Annotated in this window: 23 protein-coding genes; 9 read left to right on the forward strand and 14 right to left on the reverse strand. The window is 69.6% G+C overall.

Annotated elements, in window-relative coordinates; translation table 11 throughout:
* The first annotated feature begins 137 nt into the window (after positions 1-137).
* The 3 genes from AB4Z01_RS07080 to AB4Z01_RS07090 all read left to right on the forward strand — a co-directional run bounded on the left by AB4Z01_RS07080 (position 138) and on the right by AB4Z01_RS07090 (position 5,112).
* Complete coding sequence (locus AB4Z01_RS07080) at positions 138-965, forward strand: mechanosensitive ion channel family protein (RefSeq protein ID WP_441691980.1); 828 nt, start codon at positions 138-140, stop codon at positions 963-965.
* Positions 966-995: 30 nt separating this feature from the next.
* Complete coding sequence (gene argS, locus AB4Z01_RS07085) at positions 996-2,762, forward strand: arginine--tRNA ligase (RefSeq protein ID WP_441691981.1); 1,767 nt, start codon at positions 996-998, stop codon at positions 2,760-2,762.
* Positions 2,763-2,889: 127 nt separating this feature from the next.
* A complete protein-coding gene (locus AB4Z01_RS07090; RefSeq protein WP_441691982.1) occupies positions 2,890-5,112 on the forward strand; it encodes a DUF3141 domain-containing protein in 2,223 nt (740 codons plus the stop codon).
* A gap of 204 nt (positions 5,113-5,316) precedes the next feature.
* Here AB4Z01_RS07090 and AB4Z01_RS07095 read toward each other — a convergent pair whose 3' ends face one another.
* From AB4Z01_RS07095 to AB4Z01_RS07110, 4 genes are all read right to left on the reverse strand, one after another.
* The gene (locus AB4Z01_RS07095; RefSeq protein ID WP_441691983.1) at positions 5,317-5,610 is read right to left on the reverse strand and encodes a hypothetical protein; all 294 of its coding nucleotides are present in this window, start codon (positions 5,608-5,610) and stop codon (positions 5,317-5,319) included.
* 91 nt (positions 5,611-5,701) lie between these two features.
* Positions 5,702-6,163: a thiamine phosphate synthase gene (locus tag AB4Z01_RS07100; RefSeq protein ID WP_441691984.1), complete on the reverse strand. Its 462-nt coding sequence runs from the start codon at positions 6,161-6,163 to the stop codon at positions 5,702-5,704.
* Positions 6,164-6,217: 54 nt separating this feature from the next.
* Positions 6,218-7,147 carry a class I fructose-bisphosphate aldolase gene (locus AB4Z01_RS07105; RefSeq protein WP_441691986.1) on the reverse strand — a complete coding sequence of 310 codons (930 nt, stop codon included), beginning with the start codon at positions 7,145-7,147 and terminating at the stop codon, positions 6,218-6,220.
* A gap of 120 nt (positions 7,148-7,267) precedes the next feature.
* The gene (locus tag AB4Z01_RS07110; protein ID WP_441691988.1) at positions 7,268-7,705 is read right to left on the reverse strand and encodes an Lrp/AsnC family transcriptional regulator; all 438 of its coding nucleotides are present in this window, start codon (positions 7,703-7,705) and stop codon (positions 7,268-7,270) included.
* Positions 7,706-7,831: 126 nt separating this feature from the next.
* On the opposite strand from AB4Z01_RS07110, the gene rocF reads away from it, so the two are divergent.
* Entirely contained in the window at positions 7,832-8,818 is a 987-nt protein-coding gene (rocF, locus tag AB4Z01_RS07115; protein WP_441691990.1) for an arginase, read from the forward strand.
* A 15-nt stretch (positions 8,819-8,833) separates the two neighbouring features.
* Positions 8,834-10,045 carry an ornithine--oxo-acid transaminase gene (gene rocD / locus AB4Z01_RS07120; RefSeq protein ID WP_441691992.1) on the forward strand — a complete coding sequence of 404 codons (1,212 nt, stop codon included), beginning with the start codon at positions 8,834-8,836 and terminating at the stop codon, positions 10,043-10,045.
* Between the two features lie 6 nt (positions 10,046-10,051).
* On the opposite strand, the gene AB4Z01_RS07125 is transcribed toward rocD, so the two are convergent.
* The 4 genes from AB4Z01_RS07125 to AB4Z01_RS07140 form a co-directional block, all read right to left on the reverse strand.
* Positions 10,052-12,928, reverse strand: a complete 2,877-nt coding sequence (locus AB4Z01_RS07125; RefSeq protein WP_441691993.1) for a hypothetical protein — start codon at positions 12,926-12,928, stop codon at positions 10,052-10,054.
* A 233-nt stretch (positions 12,929-13,161) separates the two neighbouring features.
* The gene (locus AB4Z01_RS07130; RefSeq protein ID WP_441691995.1) at positions 13,162-13,659 is read right to left on the reverse strand and encodes an OmpA family protein; all 498 of its coding nucleotides are present in this window, start codon (positions 13,657-13,659) and stop codon (positions 13,162-13,164) included.
* Positions 13,643-14,926, reverse strand: coding sequence for a diguanylate cyclase domain-containing protein (locus tag AB4Z01_RS07135; protein ID WP_441691996.1), 1,284 nt, complete (start codon positions 14,924-14,926; stop codon positions 13,643-13,645). Before AB4Z01_RS07135 ends, AB4Z01_RS07130 begins: the two co-directional genes overlap by 17 nt.
* Complete coding sequence (locus AB4Z01_RS07140) at positions 14,923-15,471, reverse strand: YfiR family protein (RefSeq protein WP_441691998.1); 549 nt, start codon at positions 15,469-15,471, stop codon at positions 14,923-14,925. Before AB4Z01_RS07140 ends, AB4Z01_RS07135 begins: the two co-directional genes overlap by 4 nt.
* A gap of 296 nt (positions 15,472-15,767) precedes the next feature.
* Between AB4Z01_RS07140 and AB4Z01_RS07145 the strand changes: the two genes are divergently transcribed.
* On the forward strand, positions 15,768-16,559 hold the full coding sequence (locus AB4Z01_RS07145) for a ferritin-like domain-containing protein (RefSeq protein WP_441692000.1): 792 nt from the start codon (positions 15,768-15,770) through the stop codon (positions 16,557-16,559).
* A gap of 87 nt (positions 16,560-16,646) precedes the next feature.
* Here AB4Z01_RS07145 and AB4Z01_RS07150 read toward each other — a convergent pair whose 3' ends face one another.
* From AB4Z01_RS07150 to AB4Z01_RS07160, 3 genes are all read right to left on the reverse strand, one after another.
* Entirely contained in the window at positions 16,647-17,621 is a 975-nt protein-coding gene (locus AB4Z01_RS07150; RefSeq protein ID WP_441692001.1) for a hypothetical protein, read from the reverse strand.
* Between the two features lie 306 nt (positions 17,622-17,927).
* Positions 17,928-18,296: a cupin domain-containing protein gene (locus tag AB4Z01_RS07155; protein ID WP_441692003.1), complete on the reverse strand. Its 369-nt coding sequence runs from the start codon at positions 18,294-18,296 to the stop codon at positions 17,928-17,930.
* 38 nt (positions 18,297-18,334) lie between these two features.
* Positions 18,335-19,246, reverse strand: a complete 912-nt coding sequence (locus tag AB4Z01_RS07160) for a LysR family transcriptional regulator (protein ID WP_441692004.1) — start codon at positions 19,244-19,246, stop codon at positions 18,335-18,337.
* Between the two features lie 128 nt (positions 19,247-19,374).
* On the opposite strand from AB4Z01_RS07160, the gene AB4Z01_RS07165 reads away from it, so the two are divergent.
* A complete protein-coding gene (locus AB4Z01_RS07165) occupies positions 19,375-20,151 on the forward strand; it encodes a dioxygenase family protein (protein WP_441692006.1) in 777 nt (258 codons plus the stop codon).
* A 21-nt stretch (positions 20,152-20,172) separates the two neighbouring features.
* On the opposite strand, the gene AB4Z01_RS07170 is transcribed toward AB4Z01_RS07165, so the two are convergent.
* Positions 20,173-20,877: a glutathione S-transferase family protein gene (locus AB4Z01_RS07170; protein WP_441692007.1), complete on the reverse strand. Its 705-nt coding sequence runs from the start codon at positions 20,875-20,877 to the stop codon at positions 20,173-20,175.
* A gap of 97 nt (positions 20,878-20,974) precedes the next feature.
* Here AB4Z01_RS07170 and AB4Z01_RS07175 point away from each other — a divergent pair, with 97 nt between their 5' ends.
* Together AB4Z01_RS07175 and AB4Z01_RS07180 are read left to right on the forward strand one after the other, a co-directional pair.
* The gene (locus AB4Z01_RS07175; RefSeq protein ID WP_441692009.1) at positions 20,975-21,865 is read left to right on the forward strand and encodes a LysR family transcriptional regulator; all 891 of its coding nucleotides are present in this window, start codon (positions 20,975-20,977) and stop codon (positions 21,863-21,865) included.
* Between the two features lie 107 nt (positions 21,866-21,972).
* Positions 21,973-22,116 carry a hypothetical protein gene (locus AB4Z01_RS07180; protein WP_441692010.1) on the forward strand — a complete coding sequence of 48 codons (144 nt, stop codon included), beginning with the start codon at positions 21,973-21,975 and terminating at the stop codon, positions 22,114-22,116.
* A 10-nt stretch (positions 22,117-22,126) separates the two neighbouring features.
* Here AB4Z01_RS07180 and AB4Z01_RS07185 read toward each other — a convergent pair whose 3' ends face one another.
* Together AB4Z01_RS07185 and AB4Z01_RS07190 are read right to left on the reverse strand one after the other, a co-directional pair.
* The gene (locus AB4Z01_RS07185) at positions 22,127-22,588 is read right to left on the reverse strand and encodes a peroxiredoxin (RefSeq protein WP_441692011.1); all 462 of its coding nucleotides are present in this window, start codon (positions 22,586-22,588) and stop codon (positions 22,127-22,129) included.
* A 34-nt stretch (positions 22,589-22,622) separates the two neighbouring features.
* Positions 22,623-25,655, reverse strand: coding sequence for a bifunctional [glutamine synthetase] adenylyltransferase/[glutamine synthetase]-adenylyl-L-tyrosine phosphorylase (locus tag AB4Z01_RS07190; protein ID WP_441692013.1), 3,033 nt, complete (start codon positions 25,653-25,655; stop codon positions 22,623-22,625).
* Positions 25,656-25,678: the final 23 nt, after the last annotated feature.

Consider the following 25,678-nt stretch of genomic DNA (forward strand, 5'->3'; position numbering starts at 1 on the left):
CCCTCGGGGAGAGGGCGGGGCCCGTCGCGTTGGCGACGGGAGGGTGAGGGGGCGGGATCGATCCACGCCGCGGCGTGTTAGCGAAGTGACGCCGCCCGCCGCGGGCGGCATTCGCCGACACCGCATCCGGACCGCCGATGATCAATTTCGACAATCTGTGGGCGCTGGCCGCCTTCTATGGCCTCAACGCGCTGTACGCCTTCGTGCTGCTCGGCCTCGGCTGGTGGCTGGCGCGCTTCATCGAGCGCTGGCTGCTGCGCCTGGCGCACGGCACCCGCCATGTCGATCCGACCATCGCCGACTTCCTGGCGTCGCTGATGCGCTATCTGGTGCTCGCGGTCGTCGTCATCGCCGTGCTGCAGATCTTCGGCATCCAGACCACCAGCCTGGTGGCGGTGCTGGGCGCCGCCTCCCTGGCCATCGGCCTGGCGCTGCAGGGCACCCTGTCCAACCTGGCGGCCGGGGTCATGCTGCTGGTCTTCCGGCCGTTCAAGATCGGCGACGCGGTCGAGGTCGCGGGCAAGGCCGGCACCGTCCGGTCGCTGTCGCTGTTCATGACCGAGCTGGTGACGCCGGCGAACGTCCAGATCCTGCTGCCGAACGGCGCGGTCTGGGGCGCCGCCATCGTCAACAACTCGACCTATCCCGGCCTGGCGAAGATGGAGATCAGCTTCCCGGCGCCGGCCGGCCCGGCGGGCGAGGATCTGGCCCGCGACATCGTCGCCGCGCTGAAGGCCGATCCGCGCCTGGCGCCGGGGACGGAACCGGCCGTCGCCGTGTCCAAGCTGGTCGACCTGTCCAAGCCCGGCGCCGGGGTGGTCGAGCTGACGGTCAGCGCGCCCGTGGCCACCGGCGATGTCGGCGCGGTGAAGACGGCGCTGATGCAGCGGATCAACCAGAGTATCGGGGCCAGCATGGGGCGCCTGACCGCCGGCGGCCTTGCCTCGGACGCGCCCGCCTCCTAAAAACCGCGGGCAACCGGAAGATCTGCCCGCATGTCCTCGCTCGCCTCGAAGCTGACCGAAATCGTCGCCGCCGCCTTCGCCGCGGAAGGCCTGCCGCCTGAGCTGGGCCAGGTCATCGTCTCGAACCGCCCCGATCTCGGGCAGTTCCAGTGCAATGGCGCGCTGCCGGCGGCCAAGCGCGCGGGCGCCAACCCGCGCCAGATCGCGGAGAAGGTGGCGGAGCGGCTGAAGGCGGACCCGCAATTCGACAGCGTGTCGCTGGCCGGCCCCGGCTTCATCAACCTGTCGCTGACCGACGCCGTCCTCGCCGGCCATGTCGACGGCCAGGCGCGGGACGACCGGATGGGGGTGCCGAAGACCAGCCCCGCGCGCCGGGTGGTCTTGGACTATGGCGGGCCGAACATCGCCAAGCCGATGCATGTCGGCCACCTGCGGGCCTCGATCATCGGCGACAGCCTGCGCCGGCTGTTCCTGTTCGCCGGCGACGAGGCGATCGGCGACGTGCATATGGGCGACTGGGGCACGCCGATGGGCATGGTGATCAGCGAGATCGCCCGCCGCCAGCCGGACCTGCCCTATTTCGACCCGGACTACACCGGCCCCTATCCGGCCGAGAGCCCGGTGACGATGGAGGATCTTGAGGTCCTGTACCCCGCCGCCTCCCAGGCCTCCAAGGCCGATCCGGAGCGGATGGAGGAGAGCCGCAAGGCGACCGCGGAGCTGCAGGCCGGCCGGCCCGGCTACCGGGCGCTGTGGCAGCATTTCATCGACGTCTCGATCGCCGGCATGCAGCGCGAATTCGACGCGCTGGGCGTGCAGTTCGACCTGTGGAAGGGCGAGGCCGCGGTCCACGACCTGATCGAGCCGATGGTCGAGGACCTGAAGGCCCGGGGCCTGGCCGAGACCGATGACGGCGCCGTCATCATCCGCGTCGCCGAGGAGGGTGACCGGAAGGAGGTGCCGCCGCTGATCCTGGTCAAGTCGGACGGCGCCTTCACCTATGGCACCACCGACCTCGCCACCATCGTCGACCGGCGCCAGTCGCTCGACCCGGAACTCGGCCTCTATGTCGTCGACCGGCGCCAGTCGCTGCATTTCGAGCAGGTGTTCCGCGCCGCCCGCAAGGCCGGGCTCAACCACCGGTCGGACCTCGAGCATCTCGGCTACGGCACCATGAACGGGCCGGACGGCAAGCCGTTCCGGACCCGCGCCGGCGGCGTGATGAAGCTGTACGACCTGCTGGACACCGCCACCGAGATCGGCCTGAAGCGGCTGGAGGAGGCGCATCTGGCCGAGGGCTATCCGGAGGAGGAGCGGCGCGAGATCGCCCGCCGGGTCGGCATCGCCGCGATCAAATTCGCCGATCTGTCGAACAACCCGTCCTCGGACTACGTCTTCGACCTCGACCGCATGCTGCGCTTCGAAGGCAAGACCGGCCCCTATCTGCAATACGCGGCGGTGCGCGCCAAGTCGCTGCTGCGCCGCGCGGACGGGCAGGGCGACGCGCCCGGCACCATCCTGCCGGCGGCGAACGAGGCCGACCGGGCGCTGATGCTGCAGCTGGGCCAGCTGCCCGACGCCGTGCGCAACGCCTATGACAAGCGGGCGCCGAACGAGCTGTGCGACTTCGCCTACGCCCTGGCGCGAGAGTTCAGCCGCTTCTACGATTCCTGCCATGTGCTGAGCGAGCCGGATGCGGCGCGCCGCGCCTCCTGGCTCGGCCTCACGGCGCTGACGCTGCGGCAGCTGGAGCAGGTGCTGGGCCTGCTCGGAATCGAAATTCCGGACCGTATGTAAACGAACAGAACTGGTGTATCGTCCGACCAAAGGCGGAACGACGGGGTATGCCTTGTCGTTTTACCATGAGGGCACAAAGCCCTGCCGCGGGCCGTCGTCCGCGGTCGATGGAAGAGGACGGGTTATCATGACCGGTACTGCCGACCGGAGCGCCGCGCTCAGCGCCGCCTGGGCCACGCCCTGGGCGTCTGCCGTCGAATACTGGGTCGATGCGGCGCAGCGCAGCGTGCTGTTCTGGGACGTGATGCGCCAGCGCGGCAACCAGTATCTCGCCCATGCGGCCGACCCGACGCCGCATGTCCTGTCCTATGAGTTCGAGGTGCTCCTCGACGGCCGCACGATGGAGCGGCCCTGCAACTATATGCTGGTCCGGATCGTGCCGCCCGAGGGCGTGACGGTCGACCCGGACAAGCGGCCCTTCGTCGTCGTCGACCCGCGCGCCGGCCACGGCCCCGGCATCGGCGGCATGAAACCGGAAAGCCAGATCGGCCGTGCCCTGCGCGCCGGCCATCCCTGCTACTTCATCGGCTTCCTGCCGGTGCCGGTGGCCGGCCAGACGCTGGAGGATATCGGCCGGGCGCAGGCCGAGTTCCTGCGCATCGTCGCCGAGCGCCACCCGAAGGCCGAGGGCAAGCCCTGCGTCATGGGCAACTGCCAGGCCGGCTGGGCGCTGGCGATGCTGGCCGCGGTCAAGCCCGGCATCGTCGGGCCGATGATCCTGGCCGGTGCGCCACTGTCCTACTGGGACGGGCCGCGCGGCAAGAACCCGATGCGCTATCTCGGCGGCCTCGCCGGCGGCGGCTGGCCGGCGGCGCTCAGCGCCGATCTCGGCAACGGACGCTACGACGGCGCCCATCTGGTGCAGAACTTCGAGAGCCTGAACCCGTCCAACACGCTGTGGTCCAAGCAGTACAACCTGTACAGCAAGATCGACACCGAGGTGGCGCGCTATCTCAGCTTCGAGAAGTGGTGGGGCGGCTACGTCCAGCTCAACGCCAACGAGATCGAGACCATCACCGAGGACCTGTTCGTCGGCGACAAGCTGGTGGCCGGGCGGCTCGAGACCTCCAGCGGCAAGCCGATCGACCTGCGCAACATCACATCGCCGATCGTGGTGTTCTGCTCGCAGGGCGACAACATCACCCCGCCGCAGCAGGCGCTGGGCTGGATCCTCGACCTGTACGACTCGACCGACGACATTGTCGCCAACGGCCAGACCATCATCTACGCCATCCATGACGATATCGGCCATCTCGGCATCTTCGTCTCCGGCCGCGTCGCGGCGAAGGAGCACAACGAGTTCATCCAGAACATCGACCTGATCGACACGCTGGCGCCGGGCCTGTATGAGGCGGTGATCGTCGAGAAGCAGGCCGACGATCCCAATGCCGCGCTGATCCGCGGCGATCATGTGGTGCGGTTCGAGGCGCGCAGCATCAACCATCTGCGGGCGCTGGGCATCAACACGGCGGAGGAGGACAAGGCCTTCGCGACCGCGGCGAAGGTGTCCGAGATCAACCGCGCCCTCTACACCAGCGTGGCCCGGCCCTGGGTCCAGGCCATGGCCAATGAGCCGGCGGCGGAGATGGGGCGGCGGCTGAGCCCGATGCGGCTGCAATACTCGCTGTTCTCGAACCGCAACCCGGCGGTGCTGCCGCTGGCGTTGGCGGCCGAGCATGTCCGCGCGAACCGCCGCCCGGCGGCGCCGGACAACCCGTTCCTGGCCTTCCAGGACCTGGTGTCGAGCCAGATCGTCACCGCGCTGGACGGCTGGCGCGACATGCGCGACCGCTGGATCGAGAGCAGCTTCTACGCGATCTACGGCAACCCGGTGCTGCAGGCGGCGTTGGGCATCGGCGACGAGACCCTGGCCGACCGCCGGCCGCCGCGCCGCAACGAGCCGGATGAGGAGCGCGAGGCCCTGCGTGGCAAGGTCGCCGAGGGCGACATCCACGCCGCCGTGCTGCGCGCCATCCTGTACGTGATCTGGCCGATGCGGGCGGTGGACGAGCGCGGCTTCGCCACGCTGCGCCAGCTCTATGCCGACCGGCTGCCGGGGCACTGGACCTCGCTGGCCGAGTTCAAGGCGGCGATGCGCCAGCAGTACCTGATCCTGCGCTGGCTGCCGGAGGAGGCGATGACCGCCCTGCCGGGCCTGCTGCCCGACGATGCCGAGACCCGCGACGACGCCTTCGCCGTGATCGAGGCGGCCGCTTCCGCCTCCGGCCCGGTGACGGGCGAGGTCAAGCTGCGCCTCGACCGCATGCGCGAGGCCTTCACCGCCGCGACCGCTCCGGCCAAACCCGTCCGCCGCGGCCGCACCGGCCGGCCGCTGAAGGTGGTGGAGTAGGGTAGAACTCCTCGCGTCATTGCGAGGAGGCGAAGCCGACGAAGCAATCCATGCCTCCGCTCTTGCGGGCCTGGATTGCTTCGCTGCGCTCGCAATGACGGTGTTAGAGGCGGATCGAGGGATTCTTGACTTCTTGTTCCTGATTCGTTCTAATCAGATGCCGGCCGGTATGGTCCTGTTCGGCTTCCGGTGTCTAGATGACCTTCACGAACTGGTCTCGTCGGCCTCGCGCAACAGTTCCGCTCGCCGGGCCGCGAACTCGGCTTCGACCTCTTCATTCGACTGACCGCGATCGAACCGCATCGACGCGCGCGCGATCTCGACCTTCCGGCGCAGAAACTCGTCGTATTCGCGCTCCTCGCGGCGGCGCTGGATGAACTCGCGCATCAGCTCCCGCACCACCTGCGACGCGGGCCGATGGGCGGCTTCAACCTCGGACATGAAGGCGTCGCGGAGCTCCGCCTCGAGCTTCATCGTGAAAACGGCTTCTTTCGGCATGGCAATCATCCCGCATCCGAAGATACTGCGGAAGTATATACGACCTCATTATCAAACGCCAAATCGGGCGAGTTTCGAGATGCCGACCGCGTCAGCCCAGGCCCTTGATCGCGGCAACCGCCGCCTGCGGATCGGTCCAGCCCTCCGCCGCCACGCGCCGGAAATCGGCGTCGGGAACGGCAGCGACGCAGGGCACTTCCATCATCTCGGTCCACCAGGACACGATCTCGGCATCGGCGTCGAAGCCGATGAAGTCGGCACCGGCCTCGCCGGCCTCCATTGCCTCATGCCGACTGGTCCCGACCAGTACACCCACGATCGCCTGGGCGCCGACGGTCTTGCGCGCCGCGGCATAGGCGCCAGCGCCGACCACGACGCCGTCGCAGCCCGACCGGGCCGCCAGCGCCGCGTCGTCGCGCAGCAGGAAGGCGACGCCGCGCTCCTGCGCGATGCCGCGCAGCCGCTCGATCGCGGCCTTGGCCGCGGCCGGGTCGGCGGGCACCGCCATCTCGACGCAGGCGACGTCGCCAGCGCCGAGGGCGGCCGCGAACACCGCCGGATCGAGCTCCGGCAGGATCGCGATGTAGATGCGGAAGTCGGTCAGGGTCTATTCCTTGCCCTGGAAGATGCGGACCAGGGTGTCCAGCAGTTGCAGCGCCTCTTCCCGCGGCCGGCGGAAGCAGTTGCGGCCGATGATCGAGCCGTTGCCGCCACCATCGCGGATGGCGCGGGCGTCGGCCAGCACCGAATCCGTGTCCTTGGCGGCGCCGCCCGAGAACACGACGATGCGGCGGCCGGCGAAGCAGGAGCGCATGACCTCGGCGACGCGCTCGGCCTGGGTGCCGATCGCGATCCTGGCGCCGTCGAACTCCTTCTTGGCTTCCTTCTGCTCGATGAAGTCGGTCGGCAGCTTGACCTTGATGACATGGGCGCCGAGCTGGCTGGCCAGATGCGCGGCATAGGCCACCACATCGACCGCGGTCTCGCCGTCCTTGGTGATGTTGCCGCCGCGCGGATAGGACCACAGCACGGTCGGCAGGCCGACCGCCTTGGCCTCGCGGATCAACTCGGCGATCTCCTCCATCTGCTCCAGCCCCTGGTCCGAGCCGGGATAGATGGTGAAGCCGATGGCGGTGCAGCCCAGCCGCAGCGCGTCCTCGACCGAGCCGAAGATCGCCTGGTCGGCGTCTTCCTTCAGGCGCGACAGGCTGTTCGAGTGGTTCAGCTTCAGGATAGTCGGAACCTGGCCGTACAGCTTGCCGGTCGAGACCTCGAGCTGGCCGAGCGGTGCGGCATAGGCGTTCAGCCCGGCGTCGATCGCCAGCTGGTGGTGGTAGAACGGGTCGTAGCCGCCGGGGTTGACGGCGAAGCTGCGGGCGGGCCCGTGCTCGATCCCCTGGTCGACCGGCAGGATGATCATCTTGCCGGTGCCGCCGAGGCGGCCGTTCATCAGAAGCTGCGCGAGCTTGGCCTTCACGGCCGGGTTTTCGCTGTCGTAGTTCGACAGGATCTTGTGCACGCGCGGGCTGATTCTCATCGTCCGTCTTCCTCGAGGCGGTGGGGCGGTCGGCTGCAATCCCTAGCCGACTGGGTCGGCTTGTTCAACGCCGCCGGCGCACAAATGTTTCGTGATAAATGTAGGACGATTCCACCGGCGTCAGGCCGCCTCGGTCCGGCTCCGGATCGAGGACAGCATCAGGCTGGTCTCGGTCTGCGAGATGCCCTGGACCTGGCGGATCCGGCGCAGCGTCTGGTCGAATTCCTCCAGCGTCGCGGTCTCGATCTCGGCCAGGATGTCCCAGCGGCCATTGGTCGAATGCAGCGCCCGCACCTCTGGGAAGCCGCGCAGCCGCTGCATCACCCGGTCGGCGGCCTGGCCCTCGACCTCGATCATGGTGATGGCGCGGATCGGGTTCGGCTGGCTGCCGGCCTTGACCACGATGGTGAAGCCCTGGATCACGCCGGTGTCGACCAGCCGGTCTATCCGCGCCCGCACCGTGGCGCGGGAGACGCCGAGCGCCGGCGCCAGGGACGAGACCGGGGTGCGGGCATCGGCCCGCAGCAGCGACAGCAGCTTGTGGTCGAGATCGTCCATTCTGATCAGTGTGCCTTGCCAATTTGCTCGATCCACTGAGCAAAATAGCCAAGATGCCGGCTTTATGTCACCCCCTCTCGGGCGGATAATCGGATCTCACAACCCCCGCCGACAGGGATGGCAGGCATGGACGGAACGCAGACCGATCGCGGACAGGATCGCCCCTCCCGCATCGCCCTGGTGGGCGCGCCGGTCGAGGTCGGGGCCGGGCATCGCGGCGCCGTGATGGGCCCGGCCGGGCTGCGCACCGCCGGCCTGCTGCCGAGCCTGCAGGGCCTCGGCTTCGAGGTCGAGGACCAGGGCGACCTGGCCCCGGCCAAGCCGCTGCCGGCCGTCGCCGAGACGCCGCAGATGCGCTTCCTGCCCGAGATCGCCGGCTGGTCCCGAGTGCTCAGCGACCGCGCCTATGACCTGATGAACCAGGGCGTGCTGCCGATCTTCCTCGGTGGCGACCACAGCCTGTCGATGGGCACGGTCAACGGCGTGCTGCGCCATTGCCGTGAGGCCGGCCGCGAGCTGTTCGTGCTGTGGCTCGACGCCCATGCCGACTTCAACACCCCGGCGACCACGCCGTCCGGCAACATGCACGGCATGTCGGCCGCCCTGCTGTGCGGCGAGCCCGGGCTGGACGACGTGTTCGGCAATGAGCCGCGCGAGCGGCTGGACCCGCAGAACCTGACCATCCTCGGCGCCCGCTCGATCGACCGCGAGGAGCGGGCGCTGCTGCGCCGCCGCGGCGTCGAGGTGTTCGACATGCGCCTGGTCGACGAATACGGCGTCTCGGTGCTGATGCGCCGGATCCTCGACAAGGTCGCGGCGCGTAACGGCGTGCTCCATGTCAGCCTCGATGTCGACTTCCTCGACCCGTCGATCGCGCCGGGCGTCGGCACCACCGTGCCGGGCGGGGCGACCTACCGCGAGGCGCATCTGATCATGGAGATGCTGTACGACAGCGGCCTGGTCGGGTCGCTCGACGTGGTCGAGCTGAACCCCTTCCTCGACGACCGTGGCAAGAGCGCCCTGCTGCTGGTCGACCTGGTCTCCAGCCTGTTCGGGCGGCAGATCATCGAGCGGGTCGGGGCGGTCGAACGCGCCGCCTCGGGCGCGCTGTAGGACGGGAGCAGGACCATGACAACATCGGCGACCACCCTCATCGAGACCGAAGCTCGCCTCGGCGCCCACAACTACAAGCCGCTCGACGTTGTGCTTTCGCGCGGCGAGGGCGTCTGGGTCTGGGATGTCGACGGCAACCGCTACCTCGACTGCCTGTCGGCCTATTCCGCGGTGAACCAGGGCCATTGCCATCCGAAGATCCTGGCGGCGATGGTCGAGCAGGCGCAGAAGCTGACCCTGACCTCGCGCGCCTTCCGCAACGACCAGCTGGCGCTGTTCTACGACGAGATCGCGGCGCTGACCGGCTCGCACAAGGTGCTGCCGATGAACAGCGGCGCCGAGGCGGTGGAATCCGCGGTCAAGGCGGTCCGGAAATGGGGCTACGAGGTCAAGGGCGTGCCCGCGGGCCAGGCCGAGATCATCGTCTGCGAGAACAACTTCCACGGCCGCACCCTGGGCATCGTCGGCTTCTCGACCGACCCGGATGCGCGCGGCGGTTTCGGACCCTTCGCGCCCGGCTTCAAGGTCGTGCCGTTCGGCGACGCCGCCGCCTTCGAGGCCGCGATCACCCCGAACACCGTGGCCTTCCTGGTCGAGCCGATCCAGGGCGAGGCCGGCGTGATGATCCCGCCGGCCGGCTACTTCAAGACCGTGCGCCAGCTGTGCACCCGGCACAACGTCACCCTGATCCTGGACGAGATCCAGACCGGGCTCGGCCGCACCGGCAAGCTGCTGGCCGAGGCGCATGAGGGCATCGAGGCCGATGTCACCCTGGTCGGCAAGGCGCTGTCCGGCGGCTTCTACCCGGTCTCGGCCGTGCTCTCGAACTCCGAGGTGCTCGGCGTGCTCAAGCCCGGCCAGCACGGCAGCACCTTCGGCGGCAATCCGCTGGCCTGCGCCATCGCGCGCGCCGCGCTGAAGGTGCTGGTCGAGGAGGAGATGATCGAGAACGCCGAGCGCCAGGGCGACTATTTCCAGGCCCAGCTGGCCGGGCTGCGCAGCAACCTGATCCGCGAGGTGCGCGGCCGCGGCCTGATGCTGGCGGTCGAGCTGCATCCCGAGGCCGGCGGCGCCCGCCGCTACTGCGAGGCGCTGCAGAAGCGCGGCGTGCTGGCCAAGGACACCCATGGCGACACGATCCGGATCGCGCCGCCGCTGGTGATCACCCGCGACCAGGTCGACTGGGCGATGGAGCAGTTCGCCGCGGTGATGACCGGGACGGCTTGACCCCGGTTAGCCGCCCGGCGTTGCGGGCGGCGTCGGCAGGATCCAGTCATACTGCCAGGGCTGCCGGGTCTCGGCGGGGGCGGGGGTCTTCTCCGCCGGCTTCGTCTCCGGCTCGGCGGCGCTCAGCGGCTTCGGCAGCTTGAAGTCGTACTGCTCAGCGAACAGCACCACGTCCTCGATGGTGTGGATCTGGTAGCGCTGGATGTTCGGGCCGTTGCGGGCATTGGCGTCGTATGTGCCCATCGGGTATTCGCCGTTGTCGTTCGACTCGACCTGCAGGGCGTTGTCGATGAAGAAGTCGCGCTTGCGCACCGGCTGCTTATAGAGCCAGTCGACCAGCTCCGGCAGCTCGTTCTCCTTGAAGCCCAGCCGCTTGCCCAGCGTCGGCAGCATGGCCAGGAAGGGCCGGCCCTCCTCGTCGCAATTGGCCAGGCTCTCGGGCTTGTCGACATCGGGATAGGCCGACTTCAGATAGGCACCCAGCATCGGCTCGTAGTGGTTCGACGCCTTGACCCGGGTGTATTGCGACTTGCCGACCACGGCGATCGCGGTCAAGAGCCACAGCGCGCCGCCGGTCTTGGGGCCGACCGATTTCAGGCTGCCGATGATCGCCGGCAGCCAGGACACGGCGTCGAGCGGGCGGCCATGCACCAGGGCCTCGGCGGTGGTGGCCAGGGTCAGCGGCATCAGGCTCTTGTCGAGGATCGGCCCCATGATCGGGGTCGGCTTGCCCAGCGCCACCTTCCAGGTCTTCCAGGCATTGCCGGCGAACCAGTAGCCCCAGGCGTTGTTGATCGTCTTCGGGTCCAGCGTCGGTGCGCCCGTGATCACGTCCAGCGTCTCCTTCGGCCGGATGAACTCGACACCGCCGATGGCGGAGAAGAGCGAGGTCAGCGGCGTGGCCGGCGTGCCCTGCAGCGACCGGATGAAGTCGTCGCTGTTGCGGACGATGAACATGCCCGTCGGCTGCTTCGGCACCTCGGCGCCGTTCTCGGCGTCGGTGCCGAACTGCTGGATCAGCGTCACGGTCAGGTCGGGGTCGGCCCGCAGCGCCCGGCGCGCCGCATCGCCCTTGCCCAGCTTCCCCGCGATCTCGGCGGCCGGGTCGCCGGCCGGCAGCTTGTCCAGCTTGGCCAGGAGCTGGTCGAGCTCCTTGTCGGGCAGGGTCTTGACCTGCTCGCGCTGGTCCTGCTGCACCATGCGGCCCCATTCGACCGCGGCTTTCGGGCTCAGGCGCACCGTCAGGTTGACGTCGCTGCCGTCGGTGTCGGCCTCCTTCACCAGCGTGTTGTAGGCCTCGTCCAGGGTGCCGCCGCCGGGCAGCCCATCCAGCAGGTCGCGCGGGGCGTTCTCGAGGGCGGCGCGGGTCAGCACCAGCGAGGCGCCGGCCTGGTCGACCTTGTCGACCAGCGGCTTCTGCTGCTCCAGCAGACCCTGCAGCCCGGCCAGCTTCTGCTGGTCGTCGCTGCCGGCCGAGGCGACCTGGTTCGGGTACAGCACGTCGGATTTGAAGGTCTTGCCGGTCTCGCCGGYCTGCTTCACCTGCTCCTTTACCCCCTGGCCGGTCTGGTCCAGCAACGCGCTGGCCGCGTCGGCATGGCCGTTCTTCTCGAGATGATAGGCGACCCGGATGGCCAGCGCCGGTGTGCGGCCGGCGGCGATGCTGTCCTTGAAGGCGCTGCCGAACTCCTGGACGAAATCCGGCGAGATGGTCGCCCCGTTGCGCCCGGCCTTCTCGGCCATCGCCACCAGTTGGCTGGCATAGCGGTCGACAATGGTCTCGCCATCCTTGGTCCGGCCGGCGCGGTCGGACAGGGCCGACAGCGTGTCGATGGTCTTCGCCCCACGCTGCGCCGGGCCGTCCGGATAGTCCCGGACTACCGTGTCCAGCGCCGACTGGACCTTCGGATTGCCCAGGATCTGCGCCGCCCATTCCGGCGACACGGTGTGGCCGGGCCGGTCGCGCGTGACCTCCTCCGCCTTGGACAGCTCGGGCGCGATGGCGCTGCTGTATTCCGGCTTGGCGATGTCGCTGCCGACCACCGTCTTCTGGTGCTTCGCCGCCAGGTCGAGGATCGGCTTGGCCGGGTCCTCGGTCAGCAGCTGGCCCTGCGCATTCTTGATCGCCGTCTCATAACCGGGATCGGTCTTCGCGCCAGTCTTCGGGCCGCCCTGGATCAGCAGGTCGGCCAGTCCGTCGATCGCCGCCTTGGGGTCGGGGCTGCCCTTGGACAGCGCCGCCAGCTGTTTTCCGGCATCGGCCTGCACCTGGCTCCAGTCGCCGCTGTGCCGCGCCGCGGCGATCGAGGCGCGCAACGGCTCGAACACCGTGTCGAGATCGGACTGGGCGGACAGCTTGGCGCGCGAGGCGATCTCGGCGAAGCCCGGCTGGCGCTTGCCCAGCCCGGCGACCGGCTGCTCATGCGTATCCAGCGCCGCCTTCAGCTTGGCCTTGTCCCAGGCGACCGGCAGCCCGGCCTCGATGAAGCCGGGCGCCAGCTGCAGCTCCGCCTTCTGCCGCAGCTCGCCCGCCGTCTCCGCGGCGACCCGCGAGCCCTTGTTCTGCGAGGCCTGCTCGACGGTCTTGATCGCGTCGGTGATCTCCTTGAACAGGGCCTTGTCGACGAGGACCAGGGTGTCGCCACGCTCGATCCAGCCGGGATTCTTCGCCAGCTTCGGGTTCATCAGCGTCAGCTCGGCCAGGGAGAAGCCGTGCTCGCCGCCGACCTTGAGCGCCGATTCGCCGTTCTGGATGCTGTGGATGATGACACCACCGTCGAGGTGCTTGTCGGCCCGGTCGACGCTGCGCTGGAAGTCCGTCTTGGCAGTCGCCTGGACCGGCTTCAGCTGCGGCCATCTGCGGTTGTCGAGCGGAGTAACCATCCAGACGCCATTCCAATGATGCCGATCGGCTTGGCCGATCGAAAAAGAAGAACCCTATCTCCTGTGCCTGGAATTACAGAGCGATTCGTCGCGCTCCACCGACACCGTGGCGACATTGAAGCAGACGAACGCGACGCTGGGCTTCCAGGGACTGGAAGAGTGGAGAGGAGGCGTCTGCCCTTACTGGGATTTTCGGAGAATGCAATATTTCTGCAGCAATGCCACTTGGCCGATTATTGCTGATTCGAAACGATGATCGCGACGCGGCGGTTCTCCCGGCGGCCGGCGGCCAAGCGGTTGTCCTCGACCGGTGCACTCTTGCCCATGCCGGCCACCTGCAGATCCTGGGCGGGGATTCCGGCCGCAACCAGGGCCTCGGCCACCGCCCTGGCCCGGCGCTCCGACAACTGCTGGTTGTACTCGGCTGTGCCGTAATCGTCGGTGTGGCCCTCAACCCGCAGCCGATGGATGCCGACCGACATCAGGGCCCGCGCCAGTTGGGCGATGGCTTCGCGCTGGCCGGGGGCGAGCGTCGCCTCGTCGGTGCCGAACAGCAGCTTGCTCGAGATGCCGAATTCCCAGCCATTGCCGGTCAGTTCGAAGCCATGCTGCTTGAGGAGAGCGATCTGCGCCGGCGTCAGCCCGGACTGGCAGCCAGCCAGGGTCAGAGTGGCGGTGAGCAAGCCGGCGAGGGCCAGCCCGGTGGCGGTGCGCCTAGTGACGAGATACAAGATGGGTCCCCCGTTCATCGAATGGGTCCGGCCCGGCAGCGAGCTGCCGGCCGCCGGGCCGCAGGCGTTTGGCGAGATACATGGCGGCATCGGCCTGGCGCAGCAGCGTCGCGCTGTCCCCAGCGTGATCGGGGAACACGGCGATGCCGATGCTGACCGAGACGGTGGCGTCGCCCCCTGACGGCAGCGGGATCGGCTGCTGCAGGCTGGCCAGGATGCCGTCGGCGACCTGCAGCGCGTCGGCGATCTCGGCGACCGGGGCGAGCAGCACCGCGAACTCGTCGCCGCCCAGCCGCGCCACCAAATCGGTCTTGCGCAACCGGTCCCGCGCTCGGGCAGCGACGGCGGCCAGAACCGCATCGCCGGCGGCATGGCCGAGATCGTCATTGGTCCGCTTGAAGTTGTCGTTGTCCAGGAACAGGACCGCCACCCGGCCGCGCAACGCTTCGGCCTCCTGCAGCGCCGCGCCCAGCCGGGCCTCGAACATCGCGCGGTTTGGCAGGCCGGTCAGGCTGTCGTGGCTGGCCTGGTGGGCCAGGGATTCGTTCTCGCGCTGCAGCCCGGCCTGCCAGGATTCGAGCTCGCCGAGCAGGGCATTGAAATCGCCGGCCAGCTCGTTCAGTTCGGCGATTGCCGCCGGCGGCACCCGCCGGTCGAAGGTCCGCTCGCTGCGGACCCGGTGCGCCACCGTCGCCAGCGTCTGCAGCGGTCCGACGATGCCGGCCACAAGATAGTGGGACAGCAGCAGCGCGCTCAGGGCGCTCAGGGCCAGGCACACCAGCACCACCGCCACGCCGATCGCCAGGAACCGCAGCAGCCTTGCGGCGCTGCCATGCAGCTCGATCCGCCCGATCTCCGCGCCGTCATGGGTGATCGGCTGCAGCACCGGCGACGGGAAGACCATCCCGGCCAGGCGGCGCTCCAGCCCGAACAGGGACGGCTGGGCTGGGCGTTGCCAATGGGCGAACAGCACGCCCTGGCCGTCGAAGACATTGGCTTCGGCCACGCCGCCCTCGGTGGCGGCGATCAGTCCCAGCACCTCCTCGGCGGCGGCGCGGTCCTCGAACACCACCGCGGCCTCGACCGTATAGCCCATCGACGCCGCGATCAGTTGCAGGTTGCTGCCGGCATAAGCGCGCAGGGCGGCGAAGCCGACCACGGTCAGGGTCAGCCCCGCCAGCGTCACCGCCAGCAGGGCGACGCCGAGATGCGCCCGCCGCAGCACGCGCCGCAGCGGCGGGCGGAACACTTCGTCCCGCCGGCTCATGGCGGCGTCTCCTTGCGCCGGCCGAGTTGCAGTACCTTCGAGCTGACCCGGACGCCGCTGCGTGCCACGGAATCGAGATTGATCTGGAACGAGACCTGGGTGCTCCGGACCTGCAGGCAGAACATGCTGCCGACGGTGCAGCTCTCATCCTGCTCGCTGATGCTGAGCACGGCGTGGCCGACGAGGCGCGTGAACACCAGCCGCCGCTCGGCATCGCCAAGCCGACCGAGATAGACGATGTCGCAGGTCTCGCCGGGCGATGCAGCCGGTCCCAGGCGGACCGCCCGGACCGGCCGTCCGGAGGCCTGGGTGGTACCCGTCAAGAGCTCGTCCGCGTGGTCGGCTGGGCCGATCACGCAGAGGCGGAGTTGTGGCGGCTCGACCGGCCAGTGGGTGTAGCTGATGATCCCCATCACCACCTGCCGGACCGTCGCTGGGCCGTCCTGGTCTTGGGCCCGGCCCGGGCCGGCCAGGGCCAGCAGCACCGCGCCTGTTGTGGCGACGCGGCCGAGGAGCGGCAGTCCTGGGCACCACCATCCGGACATCCCGGCGCATGCGCTCCGGTCGGGCCCGCGGCGCGGGAGCGGCGGGGATCGGCCGCTCATCTGCCGGCGCGGGGGCGGGGCAGATGCGATCGCCGCTGCATCGGGCCAACAGGATCTCAGGACAGTCTCGGGCTTTGGCAATGATGATGCGTCCGTCGCCTCTTACGAAGCCGGCAGACAGCCACAAGGATAACATCATTGCGCGGCGGGAGCATCCAGAGACCCTCCCAATCCTGAGACAATCGCCTAGGACAACCCGCATTCCAGGGTGGTGCCGTCCTGGTGTAAGAGGGGGCATGGATGCCCTGACCGACCTCGCCGTCGACGTGCTGGAGACGGCGGACCCGCTGCGCAAGATCGAGCTGAGTCATCAGGCCGCCGCGGCCTGGCGGCAGCGCGCGATCCCGGTGCTGGGCACGCGCCGACCGTCGCTGCGCCCGGCCCGGCCGGCGGCGCCGGAGCTGCGGCGCCCGGGCGACATGCCGAAGCGGCGGCTGGGCGGGGAGGTGGGGCGGATCGCCCTGCTGCACGCCTTGGCCCATATCGAGCTGAACGCGATCGACCTGAGTTGGGACCTGATCGCGCGCTTCGCTACGGCGGAGACGCCGGAGGGGTTCTTCGACGACTGGGTCAAGGTCGCGGACGAGGAGGCGACGCATCATGGCCTGCTGTCGCGGCGGCTGGGCGAGCTCGGCTCCGCCTACGGCGCCCTGCCGGCGCATGACGGGCTGTGGCAGGCGGCGGAGGAGACGGCGGAGGACCTGCTCGGCCGGCTCTCGGTGGTGCCGCTGGTGCTGGAGGCGCGCGGCCTCGACGTGACGCCGGAGACAGTGGAGCGGCTGGAGCGCGCCGGCGACGCCGACAGCGCCCGCATCCTGCACCGGATCTACACCGACGAGATCGGCCATGTCGCCGCCGGCCGGCGCTGGTTCGAATGGGAGTGCGGCCGCCAGGGCAGGGCGCCGATCCCGACCTATCACGCGCTGGTGCGGCGCTATTTCCGGGCCAGGCTGAAGCGGCCGTTCAACGTGCCGGCCCGCGATCTGGCCGGCTTTGCCGCCGCCTTCTACGAGCCGCTGGCGGAGTAGGGGCGGGCGAAGCGGCCGGTGCCTCCAGCCTCCATGAGGAGACGAGAGGCACCCGTGGAGCGTGACGCCCGATCCTACCCGGCCATCCTATCCCCACCAGCGATGCCACATCGCCCGGTCGGTGCCGCGGGCGAAGCAGTCGAGGCGGTTCGGTCCCCAAGAGACGCAATCGGGCTGTTCGAGCAGGATGCCGCCGAGTGTCTCCCAGCCGCCCCATTGCCAGCCGTCCCACCAGCGATGCCACATCGCCTGGTCGGTGCCGCGGGCGAAGCAGTCGATGCGATCACTGCCCCAGGAGACGCAGTCGGGCTGTTCGAGCAGGGCGCCGCCGAGATTTTCCCAGCCGCCCCATTGGCGACCGTCCCACCAGCGATGCCACATCGCCTGGTCGGTGCCGCGGGCGAAGCAGTCGAGGCGGCCGGGCCCCCAGGAGGTGCAATCGGGCTGTTCGAGCAGGATGCCGCCCAGGTTCTCCCAGCCGCCCCATTGCGAGCCGTCCCACCAGCGATGCCACATCGCCTTGTCGGTGCCACGAGCGAAGCAGTCGATGCGGTTGCTGCCCCAGGAGACGCAGTCGGGCTGYTCGAGCAGGATGCCGCCGAGGTTCTCCCAGCCGCCCCATTGCGAGCCATCCCACCAGCGATGCCACATCGCCTGGTCGGTGCCGCGGGCGAAGCAGTCGATGCGGTTTGAGCCCCAGGAGACGCAGTCGGGCTGCTCGAGCAGGATGCCGCCGAGATTCTCCCAGCCGCCCCATTGACGGCCGTCCCACCAGCGATGCCACATCGCCCGGTCGGTGCCGCGGGCGAAGCAGTCGAGGCGACCGGGCCCCCAGGAGATGCAGTCGGGCTGTTCGAGCAGGGCGCCGCCGAGGCTCTCCCACGCGCCCCATTGCCCGCCGTCCCACCAGCGATGCCACATCGCCTGGTCGGTGCTGCGGGCAAAGCAGTCGAGGCGGCCCGGACCCCAGGAGACGCAGTCGGGCTCTTCGAGCAGGATGCCGCCAAAGCTCTCCCAGGCGCCCCATTCGGCCAGCGAAGCTCGGCCCGGGAGGAGCAGCACCAGCGCGGCCAGCGCGCCCAGGCAGTACCGGACGAACCCGTGCGGCCTGAGCTTTTCGGTTCCGAGCCGGCTGTTCCGATGCCGAACCGGGCGATGGGAACCAAAGATATTCCAGTCTATTTTAGGCATCGGTTCCTCCAAAATCATTGGAGCTTCCATCCCAATTCGCGGTCGAACAATCGACGGCAAATAAAGCTCTTAGAATACTGGCAGCGTATATTGCAATCGGCTGGAAGGCAATCGAGGCTCGGCGAGATGCTGCAGGGGCGCAGCAGGCAGGACGGCAATGGTCCGGCCAGCCGACTCTCAGTCCTTCCGTTCGTAGATGACGTACAGCTTGCGCGCGGGTGTCAGGTTCCGCCAAGTGCCCGCGAAACCGGCGGGGATCACGAAGCTGGCCCCGGCCTCGAACCGGCGGGCGACGCCGGCGCCGTCGGCCAGCTCGACCGTGCCGGACAGCAGGTGGCAGAACTCCTCCTCGGTGTAGTTGACGCGCCAGGCGCCGGCGGCGCCCTCCCAGATCCCGGCCGAGAACTGGCCCGTCGGGTCGCTGTAGAAGTTGCGCGCCGACTGCAACGGATCGCCGCCGCGCACCTTGGCCGGGTCCGGCCGCCAGGTCGAATCCTCGGACCCGGCGGCGGCGAAGTCGACGATGTCGGCGGYGGTCTTGCTCATGCGGGCCTCGCTGGCGGGATGCGGCGAGACTGCCGGCTTCAGCCGCGGCTGTCGAGGCTCCAGGACGGGCGGGCGAAGCGCTCGGCCAGGAAGTCGACGAAACTGCGGACCTTGGCCGACAGGGTGCGCGCCGGCGGGTAGACGGCGTGGATGCCGATCTCCGGCAACCGCCACTCCGCCAGCACCTGCACCATGCGGCCGGCGGCGAGGTCCGGGGCGGCGATGAAGTCCGGCTGCCGGGCGATGCCGTAGCCCTCGCGGATCGCCGCCTGAATGGCGTCGCCGTTGTTGACCTGCAGCCGGGCGCTGACGCGCACGCGCACTTCGCCCTCCGGCCCGGTCAGCACCCAGTCGCCGCGGTCGCCGCCATAGGCATAGGCGATGCAGCGGTGCCGGGCCAGATCCGTGGGATGGGCCGGGGTGCCGTGGGCCGCGAGATAGGACGGGGCGGCGCAGAGCAGGATGCGGCAGGGGGCGAGGCGGCGGGCGATCAGCGAGGAATCGGCCAGCCGGCCGATGCGGATCGCCAAGTCATAGCCGTCCTCCACCAGGTCGACGACCCGGTCGTTCAGCGTCAGGTCGACCGAGACATCGGGATAGCGCTCGAGATAGGCGGCCAGGGCCGGAGCGACGTGCAGCACGCCGAAGCTCATCGGCGCGTTGATCCGCAAGAGGCCGCGTGGCCGGGCGTGCAGCGCCGTCGCCTCCTCCTCCGCTTCGGCGACGTCGGCGGTGATGCGCTGCGCCCGGCGATGGAAGGCAGCGCCGGCCTCGGTCAGGCTCAGCCGGCGGGTGGTGCGGTTCAGCAGGCGGGTGCCCAGGCGGGTCTCGAGGTCGAGGATGGCCCGGCTGGCCAAGGCCCGCGACAGGCCGAGCTGCTCCGCCCCCGCGGCGAAGCTGCCGGCATCGACGATCCGCACGAACAGGTCCAGCGTGGTCAGGCGATCCATGATTGTCAAAAATGGATCAACAATCTTTTGATGTCACGCCGGATTATCAAAACCGTTGGGAGGCGCAATATGAGGGTTGGCGGAGTCGCGGCCGGCCGTTCCGTGCCGTCACGCCCTGGAGATCGATCATGTCCACGATGCCCGCGCTCTTCGTCTCCCATGGCTCGCCGATGCTGGCGCTGTCGGACGAGCCGGCGGGTCGGTTCTTCGACGCGCTCGGGCCGTCGCTGCCGCGGCCGGATGCGATCCTGCTGGCCTCCGCCCATTTCGAGACCGGGGTGCCGACGCTCGGCGCGGTGCAGCGGCCGGAGACGATCCATGATTTCCACGGCTTCCCCGAGCCGCTGTACCAGGTCCGCTACCCGGCCACCGGCGCGCCCGGCCTGGCACGCCTCGCCGCCGAGCGGATCGCCGCGGCCGGCCTGCCGGTGGCGATCGACGACAAGCGCGGCCTGGACCACGGCGCCTGGGTGCCGCTGCGCCGGATGTATCCGGCCGCCGACATCCCGGTCGCGACCCTGTCGATCCAGCCGCATCTCGACCCGGCGCACCACTACGCCGTGGGACAGGCGCTGCGCGGGCTGCGCGAGGAAGGGGTGATGATCCTGGCCTCCGGGTCGCTGACCCACAATCTGCGGGCGCTGGACTGGCACGGCGGGCCGGACGCTCCGGTCTCCAACTGGGCCCGGGTGTTTATCGACTGGGTGGCGGCGGCGGTGGACGAGGGCCGTACCGAGGACCTGCTGAACTACCGCCGCCTGGCGCCCGAGGCGGTGAAGAACCATCCGGCGGACGAGCATTTCCTGCCGTTCTTCGTCGCCCTCGGGGCCGGCGACCTGCCCGGCCGCCGGCTCCACGCCAGCGTCACCATGGGCGCGCTGGCGATGGACGCCTATTCCTTCTGAGGCGAGGGACGCTGGCGGCGGTCAGGCGGCCAGCTTCACCCGGCCGAGCGCCTCCTCCAGGCCGATCTCGCCCCGGAAGCCGCCGGTGCTGCGGGCGGGCTCGCCGCGTTCGATGGCATGGGCAAACTGCACCGCCGGGTCGGCCTCCAGCCGCTCGAACAGGCGCTGCAGGCCGGGGTAGTCGCGCCGATCGACCACGTCGTGATACTTGGTCCAGCGGGCGATGCCGATGAAGTAGGCGTCGGCCAGTGTCCGGTCGCCCAGCAGCCAGTCCCGGCCGCCGAGCATCGCCTCCAGATCGGCATGCGCCTTCGCCACCTTGGCCGCGCCATAGGCCCGCAGCCCGTCGCGCTCGGGACCTTCGGTGCCGTGCTCCAGGGCGTACCACAGCGGGCTGAAGGCGTTGAAGAAGGCGGTGTTGAGGAAGCCCAGCGCCTGGTTCAGCCGGTCGAATCCCGGCGTGCCCTGGGCGAAGGACAGGCCCTTGTCGATCCCGCGGACGCCGAGATGGTTCAGGATAGCCAGGCTCTCGCTGATCACCCGGCCATCCACCGTCATCAGCGTCGGCGTCTCGCCGACCGGGTTGAGGCGGCGATAGGCCTCGCCCTGCACCACCTCCGGCATCTCGACGCGGCTCAGCCGGTACGGCTCGCCGAGCCATTCCAGCGCCACGATCGAGCCGAAGGAGCAGCCCGACGGCACGCCGTAGAAGAGGATCGATTCCATGATGGGGTTCCCTGTGTTTCGGTCACAGGACTATGCCCATGTGGACTTTGAGGCTGTAGCCGTGCTTTCGTGAACCCAAGGTCCACAGATATAGACAATGGGTGTGCTCAACCTCAATGACCTGATCCTGTTCGTCCGGGCCGTGGACAGCGGCGGCTTCGCCGCGGCCGGGCGGCGGCTGGGGCTGCCGAAATCGACCATCAGCAAGCGCGTGGCGGAGCTGGAGGCGGCGCTCGGCGCCCGGCTGATCCACCGCACTTCGCGCAGCTTCGTGCTGACCGAGCTGGGGCGCGATTTCTACGACCACGCCCAGGCGGCGATGATCGAGGCGGAAGCGGCTGAAAGCGTGGTCCGCCGCCGCCTGGCCGAGCCGAGCGGCACGGTGCGGATCACCGCCTCGGTGCCGACCGCGCAATCGCGGCTCTCCGGCCTGCTGCCGGCGCTGGCCCGGGCCTATCCGAAGATCCGGCTGCAGCTCCATGTCACCGACCGCTTCGTCGACCTGGTGCAGGAGGGTTTCGACATCGCCGTGCGCAGCCATTTCGCCCCGTTGCCGGATTCCGAGCTGGTGCAGCGGCGGATGGCGGTCGAGCGGATCGCCCTGGTGGCGGCACCGGACTATCTGGCACGCCGCGGCGTGCCGCAGGAGCCCACGGATCTCGTGGATCATGACGGGCTGCTGACCGGCCCCTCGGCCACGGTCTGGCGACTGCGCCACCGCGACGGCCGCGAGGTGCAGGTCGCGCCGGTGTCCAGCTTCGTGGCCGATGAATCCGTCGTGCTGCTGAAGGCAGCAGTCGCGGGGCTGGGCGTCGTCTGCGCGCCCGAGACCATGTCGGCCGAGGCCCGCGCCGCCGGCACGCTGGCACCGGTCCTGCCGGAGTGGGAAGCCGGAACCGTGTGGACGACCCTGCTGACGCCGTCCCGGCGCGGCCAGCTGCCGGCCGTCCGCGCCGCCATCGACTTCTTGGCGAAAGAGGCCAGCTAGCCAAGCTCGTCGTGGGGAATCCTCGAGGCCACCTCTTCCACAAATTGCGAAACGACCACATTTCTGGTGTAGGCTGACCAACAGCAACCGGCAGGTTCTGGCCACACATGACCGACGAAACCACCAACCTGGTGCTGGAGCATCTGAAGCGGATTCAGGCCGAGCAGACCGCATCGAGGGAGCGCGACCAGGAGATCGTGTCGCGGCTCGCGCAGATCGAGATCGGCCTGGCCCGGCTCGCCCGGGCATGAGAAGGACCGGCTAGCCTTTCGCCGCGGCCAGCACCGCCTCGACATGGCCGGGCACCCGCACGCCGCGCCACAGGCCGCGGACGATGCCCTGCTCGTCGACCAGCACGGTCGACCGGTCGATGCCCATGTATTTCCGGCCATACATCGACTTCTCGACCCAGGCGCCGTAGCGCTCGACCGTGTCGTCGTCCTTGGCCGAGGCCAGGGTGAAGGTCAGGCCGTATTTCGCCGCGAACTTGTTCAGCGCCGGCACCGGGTCCTTGGAGATGCCGATGATCGCGGCGTCGACGCCCTCGAACTCCGGCAGCGCGTCATTGAAGCCGCAGGCCTCCTTGGTGCAGCCGGAGGTGTCGGCCTTCGGATAGAAGTAGACGATCACCTTGCGGCCGCGCAGGGCCGAAAGCGAGACCGTCCCGCCGCCCGCCTTGGGCAGGGTGAAATCGGGGGCGGGCTTGCCGATCTCGACGGTCATGGGAGTCACTCCAGACGGGGTTCGTTGCGCTTGACTAGGATGCCGCAGGCTTGGAGGCAAGGTCGTCCTTCGGCGGCGGCCCGATCAACCGGTCGAACACGGCCATGACCCCGGCCGCCTGCTGCCGCATCCCGGCCGCGGCGGCGTCGAGAGTCTCCGGCGGGTCGGCGGCGGCATCCTCGGCCACGGCGCGCAGCAAGCCGCGGATCATGGCGTCGGAGGCCTCGGCCGGCTCGAACTTGTCCTCGACGGCAAAGCGCAGGAAGGCCTGCACCCGCTGCCAGGTCGCCAGCGCCCGCAGCAGCGTCTCCGCCTCCGCACCGGGCAGGACACCGGCAGCCTCGGCCCGGCGCAGCACCTCGGCGGTGGCCTGGTGCAGGATCTCGGGATGCTCGGCGGCGTGCCGCAGCTGCAGGTACTGGGCGATGAACTCGATATCGACCAGCCCACCGCGGAAATGCTTGATGTTCCAGACATCGCCGGTGTCGCGCTGACGCGCCATCCGGCCGCGCATCTCCGCGATGTCGCGGCGCAGCTTGTCCGGGTCGCGGGGCAGCCTCAGCAATGCCTGGATCTCGGCCTCGATCCGCCCGCGCAGCGGACCGTCGGCGTGGATCACCCGGGCCCGGGTCAGGGCCATGTGCTCCCAGGTCCAGGCATCGCCGCGCTGATAGGCGCTGAAGGCCTCCAGGCTGGTCGCCAGCGGCCCGGCATTGCCGGAGGGGCGGAGCCGCATGTCGACCTCGAACAGCGCGCCCTGCGCCGTCGGCGCGGTGATCGCCGAGACCAGGCGCTGGATCAGCCGGGTATAGTAGACCATCGGCCCGATCGGCTTCTCGCCGTCCGACATCTGATCGGCGCCGGCGTCGTGGATCATGATCAGGTCGAGGTCGGAGCGGATGGTCATCTCCCGCCCGCCGAGCTTGCCCATGGCGAGCAGGGCCAGCCCGCCTTGCGGGAAGCGGCCGTGCCGCCGCGCGAACTCCGCCTCCACCCGCGGCACCAGGGCCTGCAGCGCCACCTCGGTGACGTCGGACAGGAAGGCGGCGCAGGTCGGCGTCTCGGACAAGCGCCGCAGGATGTGCACCGCGGCGCGGAAGCGCTGGTCGTTGGTCCAGCGCCGCAGCACGTCGAGCATGTCCTCGAAGTCGCGCGCCGTCGCCAGTTCCGCCACCAGCCGATCCTGCAGCCGCTCGCGCCCTGGCAGGTTGCTGAAGAAGCCTGGTGCCAGTACCGCCTCCAGCTGGCCGGCATGGGATGTCAGATAATCCGCGATCCGGCCGCCGAAACCGAGTATATCGATAAGGAGATCAAGGAGATCGGGGTTGACGTTAAACAAAGCGAAGAGCTGGACGCCGGCCGGCAGCCGGGCCAGGAACCCGTCCAGCCGCTGCAGCGTGGCGTCGGGGTCGGCGGTGCCGCCGATGATCGACAGCAGCCGCGGCACCAGCCCGGTGATCAGGCCGCGCGCCCGCTCGCTGCGCAGGGCCCGGTAGCGGCCGTGCAGCCAGCCGCGCACCACCGCGATCGCCTCGGACGGCCGGGCGAAGCCCAGGCGCTGCAGCGTCTCGACCGTGCCGGGATGGTCGTCGACGCCGGCGAAGACCAGGGTGACGGCGCCTTCCGGCGGCCGGTCCTCCTGGAACAGCTCGGCGTAGCGGCTCTCGACCAGCCGCAGCGTGTCGGTCAGCGTGGTGCGGAACGACGCCGGATCCGGGAAGCCGAGGAAGGTGCCCAGTGTGTCGACCTCGCGCGGATCTTCCGGCAGCGCATGGGTCTGATGGTCCTCCAGCATCTGGATGCGGTGCTCGACCCGGCGCAGGAAACGATAGCATTCGGCCAGGCTGGTGGCGGTGCCGCGGTCGACCCGGCCGGCCTCGGCCAGCGTGTCCAGCCCGGCCACCGTGCCGCGCAGGCGCAGCTTCGGCTCGCGGCCGCCGAAGATCAGTTGCTGCATCTGCACGAAGAACTCGATCTCGCGGATGCCGCCGCGGCCSAGCTTGAGGTCATGGCCCTCGACGGCGACGGCGCCATGGCCGTGATGGTGGTTGATCTGCCGCTTGATCGCGTGGATGTCCTGGATCGCCGCGAAGTCGAGGTTGCGGCGCCAGATGAAGGGGGCGAGAAAGTCGAGGAAGTCGTCGCCGGCGGCGCGATCGCCCGCCACCGGCCGGGCCTTGATCATCGCCGCGCGCTCCCAGCTCTGCGCCAGGCTGGTGTAGTAGCTCTCGGCCGCCGCCAGCGACACCGCCGGCGGCGTCGCGCCGGGGTCGGGCCGCAGCCGCAGATCGGTGCGGAACACATAGCCGTCGACCGTCCGCTCCTCCATGATCCGCACCAGGTCGCGGGCCATCCGGGTGAAGGTCTGGCCCAGGTCGTCCGGCCGGTCGGTCGGCACCTTGTCGGCGTCGTAGAGGATGATCAGGTCGACATCGCTGGAATAGTTCAGCTCGCGCGCGCCCAGCTTGCCCATGCCCAGCACGATCAGCCCGGACGCGTCCGGCGCCGCCACCGCCTCCGGGCGCAGCAGGCCGCGCGCCGCGGCGCGGGCCAGGAGATGGGCGACCGCCAGGTCGAGGGTGGCTTCGGCGAGGTCGGACAGGGCGCCGGTCACCCGGTCCAGCGGCCACTGCCCGCCGATATCGGCCAGGGCGATCAGCAGGGCGATGCGCCGCTTGGCCAGCCGGAACGCCTGCATCAGCCGGGTGGTGTCGGCCTGGGTGGCGGTGTCGGCGCGCAGGGTCGCCATCTCGGCGGCGACCGCGGCATCCGGACCCTCGGCGAGGAAGCGCCGGACCGTTGCCGGGGTCTTCAGCGCCAGCTCGGTCAGATAGGGGCTGCCGCCGAACACGGCCTCCAGCAGCGCGCGCCCCTGCGGCTCGGCGGACAGCGCCACGGCAAAATCGCGAAGCTCGGGATCGGATTGCTCGGTCGCGCGTTCAAGCCACCGTTCGACTCCGCGCCGGGCACGGTCGGGATCGCCCGCGCGGGGCCAGACGGCATCAGCCAATACGCTGTCGGAACGTGGCATCGCGCTGTCCATGTGCCTAAGGTGCGGGCGCAGCATCGGGGTCCCGTGGGGATGGGTCA

It is taken from the genome of Inquilinus sp. YAF38, from assembly GCF_052113205.1.
Taxonomy (GTDB): Bacteria; Pseudomonadota; Alphaproteobacteria; order DSM-16000; family Inquilinaceae; genus Inquilinus.

Coding starts and splice junctions, on each gene's coding strand:
- AB4Z01_RS07080 (WP_441691980.1), top strand. CDS start 138: ATGATCAATTTCGACAATCTGTGGGCGCTGGCCGCCTTCTATGGCCTC.
- argS (WP_441691981.1), top strand. CDS start 996: ATGTCCTCGCTCGCCTCGAAGCTGACCGAAATCGTCGCCGCCGCCTTC.
- AB4Z01_RS07090 (WP_441691982.1), top strand. CDS start 2,890: ATGACCGGTACTGCCGACCGGAGCGCCGCGCTCAGCGCCGCCTGGGCC.
- AB4Z01_RS07095 (WP_441691983.1), bottom strand. CDS start 5,610: ATGCCGAAAGAAGCCGTTTTCACGATGAAGCTCGAGGCGGAGCTCCGC.
- AB4Z01_RS07105 (WP_441691986.1), bottom strand. CDS start 7,147: ATGAGAATCAGCCCGCGCGTGCACAAGATCCTGTCGAACTACGACAGC.
- AB4Z01_RS07110 (WP_441691988.1), bottom strand. CDS start 7,705: ATGGACGATCTCGACCACAAGCTGCTGTCGCTGCTGCGGGCCGATGCC.
- rocF (WP_441691990.1), top strand. CDS start 7,832: ATGGACGGAACGCAGACCGATCGCGGACAGGATCGCCCCTCCCGCATC.
- rocD (WP_441691992.1), top strand. CDS start 8,834: ATGACAACATCGGCGACCACCCTCATCGAGACCGAAGCTCGCCTCGGC.
- AB4Z01_RS07135 (WP_441691996.1), bottom strand. CDS start 14,926: ATGAGCCGGCGGGACGAAGTGTTCCGCCCGCCGCTGCGGCGCGTGCTG.
- AB4Z01_RS07140 (WP_441691998.1), bottom strand. CDS start 15,471: ATGTCCGGATGGTGGTGCCCAGGACTGCCGCTCCTCGGCCGCGTCGCC.
- AB4Z01_RS07145 (WP_441692000.1), top strand. CDS start 15,768: ATGGATGCCCTGACCGACCTCGCCGTCGACGTGCTGGAGACGGCGGAC.
- AB4Z01_RS07160 (WP_441692004.1), bottom strand. CDS start 19,246: ATGGATCGCCTGACCACGCTGGACCTGTTCGTGCGGATCGTCGATGCC.
- AB4Z01_RS07165 (WP_441692006.1), top strand. CDS start 19,375: ATGTCCACGATGCCCGCGCTCTTCGTCTCCCATGGCTCGCCGATGCTG.
- AB4Z01_RS07170 (WP_441692007.1), bottom strand. CDS start 20,877: ATGGAATCGATCCTCTTCTACGGCGTGCCGTCGGGCTGCTCCTTCGGC.
- AB4Z01_RS07175 (WP_441692009.1), top strand. CDS start 20,975: ATGGGTGTGCTCAACCTCAATGACCTGATCCTGTTCGTCCGGGCCGTG.
- AB4Z01_RS07180 (WP_441692010.1), top strand. CDS start 21,973: ATGACCGACGAAACCACCAACCTGGTGCTGGAGCATCTGAAGCGGATT.
- AB4Z01_RS07185 (WP_441692011.1), bottom strand. CDS start 22,588: ATGACCGTCGAGATCGGCAAGCCCGCCCCCGATTTCACCCTGCCCAAG.